The organism is Lysinibacillus irui, assembly GCF_028877475.1.
GTDB classification, from domain to species: Bacteria; Bacillota; Bacilli; order Bacillales_A; family Planococcaceae; genus Lysinibacillus; species Lysinibacillus irui.
The window spans coordinates 3,353,899-3,367,552 of record NZ_CP113527.1 but is presented as its reverse complement, the minus strand read 5'-3'; the positions used below and the strand labels follow the sequence as shown (position 1 = coordinate 3,367,552).

Annotated in this window: 10 protein-coding genes, 1 riboswitch and 1 other annotated feature; of the genes, 7 read left to right on the top strand and 3 right to left on the bottom strand. The window is 37.9% G+C overall.

Annotated elements, in window-relative coordinates:
* Nucleotides 1-367 precede the first annotated feature (367 nt).
* Nucleotides 368-486: riboswitch (SAM riboswitch) on the top strand.
* A 257-nt stretch (nt 487-743) separates the two neighbouring features.
* Nucleotides 744-1,940 carry a methionine adenosyltransferase gene (gene metK / locus OU989_RS16865; RefSeq protein ID WP_274794161.1) on the top strand — a complete coding sequence of 399 codons (1,197 nt, stop codon included), beginning with the start codon at nt 744-746 and terminating at the stop codon, nt 1,938-1,940.
* 178 nt (nt 1,941-2,118) lie between these two features.
* On the opposite strand, the gene OU989_RS16860 is transcribed toward metK, so the two are convergent.
* Nucleotides 2,119-2,631: a gamma carbonic anhydrase gene (locus OU989_RS16860; protein WP_274794160.1), complete on the bottom strand. Its 513-nt coding sequence runs from the start codon at nt 2,629-2,631 to the stop codon at nt 2,119-2,121.
* A 134-nt stretch (nt 2,632-2,765) separates the two neighbouring features.
* Between OU989_RS16860 and OU989_RS16855 the strand changes: the two genes are divergently transcribed.
* Both OU989_RS16855 and OU989_RS16850 read left to right on the top strand, forming a co-directional pair.
* Nucleotides 2,766-3,572: an alpha/beta hydrolase gene (locus OU989_RS16855; protein WP_274794159.1), complete on the top strand. Its 807-nt coding sequence runs from the start codon at nt 2,766-2,768 to the stop codon at nt 3,570-3,572.
* A 126-nt stretch (nt 3,573-3,698) separates the two neighbouring features.
* Nucleotides 3,699-5,207, top strand: coding sequence for an alanine/glycine:cation symporter family protein (locus OU989_RS16850; RefSeq protein WP_274794158.1), 1,509 nt, complete (start codon nt 3,699-3,701; stop codon nt 5,205-5,207).
* 70 nt (nt 5,208-5,277) lie between these two features.
* Here the strand turns inward: OU989_RS16850 and OU989_RS16845 are convergent, their stop codons facing one another.
* Together OU989_RS16845 and OU989_RS16840 are read right to left on the bottom strand one after the other, a co-directional pair.
* Nucleotides 5,278-5,853, bottom strand: a complete 576-nt coding sequence (locus OU989_RS16845) for a tRNA 5-(aminomethyl)-2-thiouridylate-methyltransferase MnmM (RefSeq protein WP_274794157.1) — start codon at nt 5,851-5,853, stop codon at nt 5,278-5,280.
* Nucleotides 5,850-6,806 (bottom strand): tRNA modification radical SAM protein MnmL/YtqA, encoded by a 957-nt coding sequence (locus OU989_RS16840; RefSeq protein ID WP_274794156.1) that lies wholly within the window; start codon nt 6,804-6,806, stop codon nt 5,850-5,852. The genes OU989_RS16845 and OU989_RS16840 overlap by 4 nt, the downstream gene beginning before the upstream one ends.
* 234 nt (nt 6,807-7,040) lie before the next feature.
* Between OU989_RS16840 and OU989_RS16835 the strand changes: the two genes are divergently transcribed.
* The 4 genes from OU989_RS16835 to leuS all read left to right on the top strand — a co-directional run bounded on the left by OU989_RS16835 (nt 7,041) and on the right by leuS (nt 13,296).
* The gene (locus tag OU989_RS16835) at nt 7,041-8,219 is read left to right on the top strand and encodes an MDR family MFS transporter (protein WP_274794155.1); all 1,179 of its coding nucleotides are present in this window, start codon (nt 7,041-7,043) and stop codon (nt 8,217-8,219) included.
* Between the two features lie 150 nt (nt 8,220-8,369).
* Entirely contained in the window at nt 8,370-8,717 is a 348-nt protein-coding gene (locus OU989_RS16830) for an ArsR/SmtB family transcription factor (protein WP_274794154.1), read from the top strand.
* 56 nt (nt 8,718-8,773) lie between these two features.
* A complete protein-coding gene (locus OU989_RS16825) occupies nt 8,774-10,516 on the top strand; it encodes a SulP family inorganic anion transporter (RefSeq protein ID WP_274794153.1) in 1,743 nt (580 codons plus the stop codon).
* A gap of 65 nt (nt 10,517-10,581) precedes the next feature.
* Nucleotides 10,582-10,792: a binding site (T-box leader), on the top strand.
* A gap of 86 nt (nt 10,793-10,878) precedes the next feature.
* Entirely contained in the window at nt 10,879-13,296 is a 2,418-nt protein-coding gene (gene leuS, locus OU989_RS16820; RefSeq protein ID WP_274794152.1) for a leucine--tRNA ligase, read from the top strand.
* Nucleotides 13,297-13,654 lie beyond the last annotated feature (358 nt).

The following is a 13,654-nucleotide window of genomic DNA, read 5'->3' as shown; positions in this document are numbered from 1 at the left end:
ATAGTATTCCCTTGATTTAGAGGGATTTTTTCTTAATTTCAAAAATAGTATAACACAATTGCTTAAATAATCTATACTAATTAAGAAATTATTTTAGAGTTTTTATCACTTTTCAATAAACTGACAAAAAATAATGTTTTTCGAGTAGAATCCAATCAATCCTACTGTAATTAGGCATAAAAATTGAGCCACACATATGTTACCACAAGATGCTAGGTATGTTGTAGGGATTAATTTGCTTCTATTTACATCATCATCCAAGTATGAAAAGTTTTTGTTTAATCAGTTCCTTCCTTTCTATACAGTAATACATTAGAAAATATTTGACAACGTTCGACCTTTTCAGTAACATACAATTGAACGGATACTCTTATCCCGAGCTGGTGGAGGGTCAGGCCCTGTGAAACCCGGCAACCTGCATGAATCATTTCACGACATGCGTTGGTGCCAACCTGATGCAAGGGAACATCCCTTGAACGATAAGAGTGAAAGGTTACGAAGTCATTATTCCTTTCCTCATGTAAAGTAACGTGAGTAAAGGATTTTTTTATTGTTTAAAATGAATGTAAAGGTAAGTATATGTAGTTCTTTCCTTATTATAATGACGGATCTTTCGAAATCCTCGTGTTAAAAGCAGCAGTAACGGCTTGAGAGTTCAATCCTTAGGAGCGGACTTGACATGGGTAATGAGTACCGTATTCATACACAACTACTTTTCATAAAAGTAATAGGAGGAAAACCAAATGACAAACCGTCGACTGTTTACATCAGAGAGTGTAACAGAAGGACATCCAGATAAAATTTGTGACCAAATCTCGGATGCCATTTTAGATGCTATTTTAGCAGAAGATCCAAATGCACGTGTAGCGTGTGAAACTACTGTAACAACAGGATTAGTATTAGTAGCAGGAGAAATTACAACTTCTACTTATGTAGATATTAAAGGTATCGTTCGTGATACTGTAGCCGAAATAGGCTATACACGCGGTAAATATGGCTTTGATGCTGAAAACTTAGCCGTGCTTGTGGCTATTGGTGAACAATCACCGGATATTGCACAAGGTGTTGACCAAGCATTAGAAGCGCGTGAAGGCTCAATGACAGATGCTGATATTGAAGCTATTGGTGCTGGTGACCAAGGTCTAATGTTTGGTTACGCATGTAATGAAACACCAGAGTTAATGCCACTACCAATTAGTTTAGCACACAAATTAGCACGTCGTTTAACAGAAGTACGTAAATCAGGAGAATTAGCGTATTTACGTCCTGATGGTAAAACTCAAGTAACGATTGAATATGATGACAATAATGTACCAGTACGTGTGGATACTATTGTTATTTCAACACAGCATGATGAAGAGGCAACACTGGATCAAATTCAAGCAGATTTAAAAGAATTTGTTATTGGACCTGTTGTGCCAAGTGAATTATTAGATGCTAACACGAAATATTTCATCAACCCAACTGGCCGTTTTGTAATCGGTGGACCAAAAGGAGATGCTGGGTTAACAGGACGTAAAATCATTGTTGATACATACGGTGGTTACGCGCGTCATGGTGGTGGAGCATTCTCAGGTAAGGATGCGACAAAGGTAGACCGTTCAGCAGCTTATGCAGCACGTTATGTAGCGAAAAATATTGTAGCAGCTGGATTAGCAGACCGCGCTGAGGTACAACTTGCCTATGCGATTGGTGTTGCACAACCTGTTTCCATTGCTGTCGATACATTTGGTACAGGCAGAGTGAAAGAAAGTGAAATCGTAGAATGGGTTCGTGAACTATTTGATCTACGCCCAGCAGGTATAATTAAAATGCTGGATCTACGCCGTCCGATCTATAAACAAACTGCAGCATATGGTCATTTTGGCCGCACTGACTTAAATGTGCCATGGGAACAAATCGATAAAGCTGATGCACTTCGAGAAAAAGCACATCTGTAAACTATTGAACTAAAGTAATGAAGTCGTTAGAACGTTATTCTAGTGTACTAATATGCAAGGGGGCAATGTTGCCCCTTTTATTTTTTCAAAAAAACCTCGCACTGGCTCGTGAACAAGAAATGGTCACGGCCACGCGAGGGATTTTTTTCGTTAGTATTGAATTTTTGTGTATGATTGGTTACTTCTGAAGGGATTTATAATATTGACCTTTTTCTACGTATTCACGTACGATACGTTCCATATCCTCTTTGTCTTCAGCATTTAATTCACGGACAACTTTGGCTGGGCGACCTAATGCTAAACTATTCGGAGGAATGACCTTACCTGGAGGTACGAGGCTTCCTGCTCCAATAAATGCACCCTCTCCAATTTCTGCACCGTCTAATATAATGGAGCCCATACCAATTAAAGCATTTTTGCGAATTGTACAACTATGTAAAGTGACTTGGTGTCCGACTGTAACCTCATCTTCAATAATAAGTGGATATTTTGGGCTTTGATGTAAGCAACAAAGATCTTGGATGCTAACACGTTTACCAATAATTGTTGGTGAGACATCCCCACGAATGACTGTATTAAACCAAATTGTTGTTTCAGCACCAATTGTTACATCGCCCGTAACGGTTGCATAATCAGCAATGAAAACAGACGGATCGATCTTTGGCGTTTTATCTTTGAATGGATAAATCATGAAAATCGCCTCTTTTCTTTCTATAATGTAGTATTATCGTATCAAATACGCAACTTTATGGAAATATAAAATTAAAATGTGGCATTTATTTCGATATAATCAAAGTGTAATTATTTTTTAGGAGGACTATGTGAATGTGGAAATGGGAAGCTGATGGACAAGCAAAGGCTGTGATTGCTATTCTTCATGGTGCTTATGAAAATCACCGTTGGTATGCATGGCTTATAGAGAAATTAAGAATGGAAGGCTTCCACATAGTCATGGGGGATTTACCTAATCATGGTATTAATGCAAGGTTTGCTCGTGTCCATGATGAGGACTTCAAATTGTACAATAAGTATACAAGAAATCTAATTGAAAATGCTTTTTCATATAATTTACCAACCTTTTTAATAGGTCATGGTCTTGGAGCAACATTAATTCTCCATACAATGCAAAAGAAGCAATATGAATGTGCTGGCATTATTTTGACATCACCTTGGTTGCAATTAAAGCTATTACCAGGTAAATTATCGAATGCTTTAACGAGTTTAAGTGCTTTAACAGCTAATGTTAAAATGACACACGATATTAATTTAGAAAAATTAACGCGAAGTGTTGAAGGTAGAGAAGAGATGAAAGATGATATACCATTCATGTCTGTCGTGTCAGTGAAATGGTATCGGGAGCTGCAGCAAATGATGAAAAATTTAGTGCTGCTACCTAAAGGTGAATTCCCGAATATGCCGATGCTCATCATGACTGCTGAGAAAGATAAGATTACTGAAACTCGACAAACTCGTAATTGGCTTCATCAACAAGAATTCACAGAGTTTCAGTTCAAAGAATGGGAAAATTGTTATCATAATTTATTTCATGAAGTAGAGCGTGAAGAGATTTTTATGTATATTCGAGATTTTATTAATAATGCGCTAAGAAGAATTGGTTATATAATTAAATAGGTTTATACCCTTCCATTTACTAGGTTACTTACTTAAATATTGTTACTTAAAAATAATATTGTAATTTTCAGAAAAGTGTAATACTATAATGACTTAAAGTAAGGTATTTTAAATTGGAGGGGTAAAATGGATGTAATTGTGGAGAAGTTAAATGGGATATTATGGGGACCATGGTTTATTTATGGTATCTTATTGATTGGGTTGTTTTTCTCAATCATTACAAGGTTCCTACAAGTAAGGCATATTAAAGATATGTTTGTTTTAATGTTTAAAGGGGAAAAATCGGATAAAGGAATTTCGTCTTTCCAAGCCATGTCGATAGCACTATCAGGACGTGTAGGTACAGGTAATATTGCCGGTACTGCGACAGCGATTGGAATGGGAGGACCCGGTGCTGTCTTTTGGATGTGGGCAATTGCTTTCATTGGTGCGGCAACCGCGTATGTAGAGTCAACATTAGCTCAAATCTATAAAGAAGAGAAAGATACTGAATATCGTGGTGGACCGGCCTTTTACATAGAAAAAGGAATGGGCCAAAAATGGTTTGCAGTTATTTTTGCAGTGGCTGCTTTGATTGCGATGTTAATCTTAATGCCTGGTGTACAGTCAAATGCTATTGCAGGTGCTGTTGAAAACGCTTTCGGTTTGGATACTTGGATCACAGGTCTTATTATTGTCGTTTTATTAGGCGCAATTATTATCGGGGGCGTTAAATCCATTGCAAATGCAGCTCAAATCATTGTACCGTTTATGGCATTAGCATACATCATTATGGCTATTATCATTATTGTTATGAATATCTCTGAAGTACCTTCAGTATTTGCATTAATTTTCTCAAGTGCCTTTGGTGCTCAAGAGATTTTTGGAGGTATTATTGGTTCTGCCATTGCTTGGGGTGTTAAACGTGGAATTTACTCCAATGAAGCTGGCCAAGGAACAGGGGCTCACCCTGCAGCAGCAGCCGAAGTATCGCATCCAGCTAAGCAAGGGATTGTTCAAGCAGCTTCTGTGTACATTGATACTTTATTAATTTGTTCTGCTACGGCATTTATGATTTTATTTACAGGGATGTACAATGTACAAGATGAAAAGGCAGCGGAAGGAACAGATCCATTTATCCATATTGGGGAATTTAATAATGGTGGATTAGCTGGCGATGAACAAATGACATTTGCAAAAAGTATTGAAGCGGGTGCTGCGTATACACAATATGCGGTTGATTCATCATTACCAGGCTTTGGTGCTCCATTTGTAGCTATTGCGTTATTCTTCTTTGCCTTTACAACAATTATGGCTTACTACTACATTGCTGAAACAAATGTCGCTTATTTATTTAGAGGTAACACAGAAAAGGTATTTATTTGGATAGCAAAAATTGCTATTTTAATTGCAGCATTCTATGGTACAGTTCGTACTTCTGGTCTAGCATGGGCAATGGGAGATGTGGGCCTTGGTCTCATGGTTTGGATTAACGTACTTGCCATTTTAATTATTATGAAGCCAGCAATTGTTGCATTAAAAGATTATGAGAAACAGAAAAAAGAAGGAAAAGACCCTGTCTTTGATCCTCGTAAACTAGGAATTAAAGGTGCAGATTTCTGGATTGACTATAATGAAAAACGAAAAAATAAATAGTTAAAGAGGAAGGCGATTAACTAGTTTCTATTAAACTAATTAATCGCCTTTTTTCTTGTACCTGATCGTATTAAATAGGATATTCTTTTATTTTCTCTAACGCAATAACAAATGGTGGATCATTCTGCTGATTGAGGAATTCATATTTTAAGACATGTACATATTTTTGTGGAAGCTTACTGACATAGTCAATAACACTATCTCGCTCTTCCTTTCCACCAGGATGACCATGATAAATGACTAGGACAATTAACCCTCCAATTTTCAAAAGCTTTAGCAAATCCTCGATAGCCTGTATTGTAGTAGTTGGTTGGGTAATAATATCATGGTTGCTACCAGGTAAATAGCCAAGATTAAAGATGGCTGCCGCTACTGGCTTGTGTACAAAGTTTGATACTTCCTCATGTCCTTTGTTTAATACAAGAGCGCGGTGCTCTAAACCGTGATCTAATAGACGATGGAGTGTAGCATCCACTGCCTCCTTTTGAACATCAAAGGCATATACTTGTCCTTTATCTCCGACTAGCTGTGCTAAAAAGAGGGTATCATGGCCATTTCCTGCCGTCGCATCAACCACCGTATCTCCCACTGCTATACTATCCTTTAATAGCCACTGGGCATACTGTAAAACACGTTGTAATTTCATTTTGTAACCTCAGCCTTATAAAACTTCCCTTGCCAACTGCCACGACGTTCAAGCTCGGCATCAATACCATTCAACACTTCCCATTTATTGACACTCCACATTGGCCCAATCATTAAATCAATCGGTCCATCGCCTGTAATGCGATGAATAACCATGTCAGGTGGTAAAATTTCTAATTGATCAGCTACTAGCTTTGTGTAAACATCCTGATCTAAAAATTCTAGCATCCCTTTTTCGTATTGCTTTACCATAGGTGTTCCTTTTAATAGGTGAAGTAAGTGGATTTTAATACCTTGGACATCTAGCTTTGCCACTTCTCGTGCGGTTTCCATCATCATGTCATAGTCCTCTAAAGGCAGGCCGTTAATAATATGTGAGCAAACACGTATCCCATGTTTGCGCAATTTTTCAACACCTTCTACATAGGTTGCATAATCATGGGCGCGGTTAATAAGATTGGCAGTTTTTTCATGAACAGTTTGAAGGCCAAGCTCAATCCATAAATACGTACGCTCATTTAATTCAGCTAAGTATTCTACGACATCATCTGGTAAACAGTCCGGACGTGTAGCAATGGACAAACCAACTACACCTTCTTGCGCTAAAGCAGCTTCAAACTTTTCCTTTAAAACTGGCAATGGGGCATGTGTATTAGTATAGGCTTGGAAGTAGGCCATGTATTTGCCGTCTTTCCATTTTTGATGCATTTTATCTCGAATTTCGGCAAATTGGACATCGATTGGATCGACCTTATTGCCTGCAAAATCGCCAGAGCCAGCAGCACTGCAAAATGTACAGCCACCAAAGGCTACTGTGCCGTCACGATTGGGGCAATCAAAGCCTGCGTCTAACGCTACTTTAAACACTTTATGACCAAATTGATCACGTAAATAGCGATTCCATGTATAGTATCTTTTCCCCTCAGAAGGAAAAGGAAAATTCATTTCTGTCATTTATTTCACTCCTCTAACTCTTTATTTTATCATGTGCTTTTCGTTCCGTCATGGGAGAAGGGCTTAATCATACATAGAAGTTTTAAATTGTAACGAAAAAGAGAAGATGGAATATCATTCCTAAGTAAAATATTGTGGAAGACTTGTAAAAAGGGTAAAATTATTTTCCTTGTACTTTTAAGTGTTTCAGCATAAACTAGCTATTTAGAGAAGCGAAATAATGGAGGTCATCATATGCCAAAACGTGTTTGGTTTTTAATAATTGGAATGCTTGTTAACACAACAGGCAACTCTTTTTTATGGCCTTTAAATGCCATTTATATGCATGATTATTTAGGAAAAACGCTTGCGATGGCTGGCTTTGTCTTAATGCTCAATTCTGCTGCTGGGGTACTTGGTAACCTACTAGGAGGTTACTTATTTGATAGAATTGGTGGCTATAAGGCTATAATGTTTGGCATTCTGTTAACGATTGCTTCACTAATTGGTTTAACGATTTGGCACGGTTGGCCACATTATGTGTGGTTTTTAACAATACTCGGCTTTAGTGGGGGCATCGTTTTTCCAAGTATGTTTGCATTAGCTGGTGCTGCATGGCCAGAGGGCGGACGAAAAGCCTTTAATGCCATCTATTTGGCACAGAATGTTGGAGTTGCTGTAGGACCTGCACTTGCAGGTATAGTGGCAGATTATCAATTTGACTATGTTTTTAAAGTAAATTTAGGGATGTATATTTTATTCTTTTTCATTGCGCTATTTACATTTAAGCGTTTAGAGGTAGGGAGTATTGCACCGAAGAGTGTCGTTAGTGAAAGTAAACGAATTGTTAACAAGGCACCATTCTATGCTTTGTTAATTATTAGTGCGTCCTCCGTTTTATGTTGGCTAGCATATTCTCAATGGAGTGCAACGATTTCGTCTTATACCCAAGATTTAGGCTTGGGGTTAAAACAATACAGCTTACTTTGGACAATAAATGGTCTACTTATTGTTTTGGGGCAACCTCTTATTGCGCCTCTTGTAAAACGGTGGGAGCATCATTTAAAACGTCAGTTAGTGTTTGGTGTAACGCTTATTGCCATTTCTTTTGGAATTATTGCCTTTGCAAGTGATTTTAAAATGTTCGGTGCAGCGATGCTTGTTTTAACATTTGGCGAAATGTTTTATACCCCCGCATTGCCAACCATTGCGAATCAACTTGCACCAAAAGGACGACAAGGGTTTTATCAGGGCATAATTAATAGTGCTGCGACTGGGGGACGGATGATTGGGCCATTATTCGGCGGGATAATGGTGGATCAGTTTGGGATGATCCCTCTAGTGTTAACCTTAGTGGTCATTGTGCTGTTGGCTATTATCCCATGTTTAACTTACGATTATCCTTTAAAAAAGAACAATATAGTTGTAGATTAATAATCTAACAAAATAAAAAGAGAGCAAAATCGAGTGTGTATAACACTAGGTTTTGCTCTTTTTTATAGGAGATATTGAAAAATATTGTCAACAGGCTTACAATTATATATATTCAAATATTTGAATATGTAGTGATATGGAGGTTTTTTTATGGAAGAGGGCTTACAACAGTTTAAGGCGGATTTTTTTAAAGCATTAGCACATCCGTTACGTATTAGAATACTTGAACTCCTTGTAGATGGTCAGAAAAGTGTCAACGAGATTCAAGATTGTTTAGAAAAAGAGGGCTCGGCAGTTTCACAGCAATTAAGTGTTTTACGTGCTAAAAATATTGTTTATGGGGTGAAAGAAGGTAAAAAAGTTTACTATTCTTTAAGTGATCCAATGATTGGTGAATTACTCGGAGTGGCAAAGGATATTTTTAATAACCATTTAGTTAATACCATTTCAAGATTAGAAGAAATGACGAGCAATGAAGGTGACGAAGACAATAAGTAAATCAATGATGTTTAAAAATTATGCTTTGCTTATTATTTTGAAGGGAAGATTTATCTATGAAGTCACTGTTTACAGGACGCTTTGAAGGGTATTCAGTTCATCATGTAAAGAAGGATGTAATGTCTGGAATTATTGTTGGGATTGTCGCCATTCCACTCGCCATGTCCTTTGCCATTGCATCTGGTGTGAAACCTGAGTATGGTATTTATACCGCTTGTATTGCTGGTATCCTTATTTCGCTTTTTGGTGGATCTAAATATCAAATTGGTGGGCCCACCGGAGCGTTTGTGCCGGTATTATTAGGAATTGTCCTTACTTATGGCTATGAAGATTTATTACTTGCCGGTTTAATGGCAGGGGTTCTGCTTTGCTTAATGGGTATTTTTAAGCTGGGGTCTTTAATTAAGTTTATTCCTCGCCCTGTAACAGTTGGTTTTACTGCAGGTATAGCTGTTCTTATTTTTACAGGTCAAATTGCCAATTTTTTAGGGCTAACCAATATGGAAAGACATGAATATTTTATGGACAATATACAAGAAATCGTTAAGCAGCTAGGTACGACGAATGTTTATAGTATCTTTACGGCAATCCTTTGTTTACTAACGATTATCATCACACCAAAACTTTTTCCAAAAGTTCCTGGTGCATTAGTTGGAATTGTTGTTTCAACTCTTGTGGCAACGTTCTTCTTTTCAGGACAAGTTGCCACTATTGCAACAGCCTATGGTCAAATTCCTAATTCATTACCTCATTTTGCTTTTCCTCCTATTACGTTGGAACGCTTACAACAGCTTATTGGTCCAGCGTTTGTCATTGCAATGCTAGGAGGCATAGAATCTCTGCTATCTGCTGTCGTTGCAGACGGGATGACAAATAGTAAGCATAACAGCAACCGGGAACTTATTGGGCAAGGGATTGCCAATATCGTGACGCCATTGTTTGGAGGTATACCTGCCACGGGTGCGATTGCACGTACAGCGACCAATATTAAAACAGGCGCAGTTTCTCCTATGTCAGGTATCATCCATGGTGTGTTTGTCTTAGTCACATTATTGTTATTAGCTCCATATGCGTCACACATACCGTTAGCAAGTATGGCTCCTGTGTTAATGGTAGTAGCTTGGAATATGAGTGAACGACACCATTTTTCGCATATTGTGAAGTTAAAATCTGGAGATTCACTTGTATTATTGATTACCTTTTTATTAACTGTCTTTACTAGTCTTACATTAGCAGTCGAAGTAGGGCTAGTCTTGGCTGTGCTTTTATTTGCGAAACAGATGAGTGAAAAGCTTGTTGTCACAAAAGTATTACCCGATCATTCCCTCAAAGGTGAGAAGGTGCAGGCACATGTCGTTCACAAGCAGCATGATTGTCCGCAAATTAGCATGTATACAATTGAAGGTCCACTGTTTTTTGGTGCAGCACAAATGTTTGAACAAACGATTGAAAGCGCGTTACATCAGAAATCAAAAGTTTTGATTTTACGAATGGGGAAAGTGCCCTTTATGGATTCAACTGGTGAAGCATATTTTAGCAATATCATGGATAACTTTATAGCGCAAGGTGGTACTATTTTGTTAACTGGTGTGCAAGGTGATTTAAAGGTAGCCCTGCAACACAATGGAATCTACGATAAAATAGGCGCGCAACATTTTTATCAGCACACAGGAGAAGCAATTACAAAAGCTATTAGCTATTTGGATGTAAATCAATGCATTGGATGTCAGCATTTTGCTTTTCATGAATGTAAGGATTTATCTAAAACTAAGGAAAAAAAGGAATTAATTGTTCAGTAATGGGTAACCTGTAAACAAAGGCTTGTGCTTTTCAATACTTTCCATTAGAATAAATGCAATATCATGTAAAGACTGTGATGAGGAATAGTAGATTTGTGGTTCTTTTTAGAGAGCTAGCGGTTGGTGAAAGCTAGTAAGAAAGCAAGTTGAACTCGCCTTCTGAGTCTGCCCGCGTGAAATATCGTGTGTCGTTTCTTCCGCGTTAAGGAAGCTTGAGCCGAGTGTAATCACTAATCTGGGTGGTACCGCGGGAGTACAAATTCTCTCGTCCCTTCTTTAAGAATGGGGCGAGTTTTTTTATTTTTTAAATATTTTGTCAATTCTGATGAAGAGCAACATGATCCATCGAAGGAGGAAAAAGAATGAGTTTTAATCATCAACAAATTGAAAAAAAGTGGCAGCAATATTGGGCTGATAATAAAACATTTAAAACTGAAAATGAAACAGCGAAGCCTAAATTTTATGCCCTAGATATGTTCCCATATCCATCTGGTGCTGGACTTCATGTAGGCCATCCAGAAGGATATACAGCTACAGATATCCTATCACGCTTTAAACGTATGCAAGGCTACAATGTATTACACCCAATGGGCTGGGATGCATTTGGTTTACCAGCTGAGCAATATGCACTTGATACTGGTAATGATCCAGCTGAGTTTACCGCAAAAAATATTGCGACATTCAAGCGTCAAATCCAAGAGCTAGGCTTTAGCTATGATTGGGATCGCGAAATTAACACAACGGACCCTAACTATTATAAATGGACACAATGGATTTTTATCCAACTTTATAAAAAAGGTTTAGCTTATGTCGATGAAGTGGCTGTGAACTGGTGTCCAGCACTTGGTACTGTATTGGCGAATGAAGAGGTAATTGATGGGAAATCAGAACGTGGAGGGCATCCAGTAGAACGTCGACCAATGAAACAATGGATGCTAAAAATTACGGCATATGCAGACCGTTTAATTGATGACTTAGAGGAAGTAGATTGGCCAGAGTCTATTAAAGATATGCAACGTAACTGGATTGGTCGTTCAGAAGGGGCAGAAGTAACATTTGATATTGATGGTACAGATCAAAACTTCACGGTATTTACAACACGTCCTGATACATTATTTGGTGCTACATACTGTGTGCTTGCACCTGAACATAAATTAGTAGAACAGATTACTACTGCTGAACAACGCCAAGCTGTCGAGGATTATTTAGAAAAGGTCAAAATGAAATCTGACCTTGAGCGTACAGATTTAGCGAAAGAGAAAACAGGTGTATTTACAGGAGCCTATGCAGTGAATCCGATTAACGGTAAAAAAGTTCCGATTTGGATTGCTGATTATGTACTAGTGTCTTACGGTACAGGTGCTATTATGGCGGTTCCAGCCCATGATGAACGAGACTATGAATTTGCAACAGCGTTCGGCTTAGACATTGTTCCTGTCCTTGAAGGCGGAGACATCAGCAAAGAAGCATTTACTGGTGATGGTCCACATATTAACTCGGACTTCCTAAATGGTTTAAACAAAGTAGATGGCATCGCGAAAGCAATCGAATGGTTAGAGCAAAAAGGCGTAGGGGAGAAGAAAATCTCTTATCGTCTACGTGACTGGTTATTCTCTCGTCAACGTTACTGGGGTGAACCGATTCCAATGATTCATTGGGAAGATGGCACGATCACACCTGTTCCAGAAGAGGAACTACCATTAATGCTTCCGAAAACAGATAATATCCGTCCATCGGGTACTGGTGAATCACCATTGGCAAATATTGCAGAATGGGTGAATGTTGTAGATCCAGAGACAGGCAAAAAAGGCCGTCGTGAAACAAATACAATGCCACAGTGGGCAGGCTCTAGCTGGTACTTCTTACGCTATATCGATCCTACAAATACAGAAGCGATTGCTGATCCAGAATTACTAAAACGCTGGTTACCAGTTGATATTTATATTGGTGGGGCTGAGCATGCTGTACTACATTTACTATACGCTCGCTTCTGGCATAAAGTGTTATATGATTTAGGTGTTGTTCATACGAAAGAGCCGTTCCAAAAATTATTTAACCAAGGTATGATTCTTGGTGAAGGTAATGAAAAAATGTCTAAATCTAAAGGGAATGTTGTAAACCCAGATGAAATCATCGATTCGCATGGGGCAGATACATTACGTTTATATGAAATGTTTATGGGACCACTTGAGGCTTCTGTTGCATGGTCTACAAATGGCTTAGACGGCGCACGACGCTTCTTAGACCGTATCTGGCGTCTATTTGTCAATGAAGAGGATGGAACAATCTCTGCTAAAATTCAAGTATCTAACGATCAAACACTTGAAAAAGCTTATCACCAAACAGTGAAAAAAGTGACAGAGGATTATGAAGGCATCCGCTTTAATACAGCTATTTCACAAATGATGGTATTTATCAACGATTGCTATAAAGTTGATGTGATCCCAACAGCCTATGCGGAAGGTTTTGTTAAAATGCTAGCACCAATCGCTCCACATATTGCTGAAGAATTATGGCAGCTATTAGGTCATGAAGGAACAATTTCTTTTGCGCAATGGCCAACGTATGATGAAGCTAAGCTTGTGGATGATGAAGTAGAAATTGCTGTACAAGTTGCAGGTAAAGTACGTGCTAAAATCGTCGTAGCAAAAGATGCTTCAAAAGAGGACATCGAAAAAGTGGCATTGGCTGATGAAAAAGTACAAGAATATATGGCAGGAAAGAGCTTAGTAAAAGTCATCGTTATTCCAGGCAAACTTGTCAATATTGTCGTTAAATAAAGAGACATAAATTAAAATGTGCATTACTAAAACATAGTTATCAATACCTAAATAAAAAAAAAAATCAAAGGACAAAACATATTTTATATGACTAATATGTTTTGTCCTTTTTAAAATAGTATAACGAAATACTAAAAAAACCTTCAGGTTCGGTCCATCCTTCTCATTTATAACGATTAAACGGAATTCTTTTAACACTTTTGTATTTTTTAAATGGACAGGTACAGTAAATCCAGATCCTTTCTGGATAGGTTCTCAATGTTAATTATTAGAAAAGGAGAATAGTTTTGTTATCTATAGTTCCTATTATTCTTTTTGGTATTTCACTTGCCCTTTGTATTGTACTATTTCTTAGAAT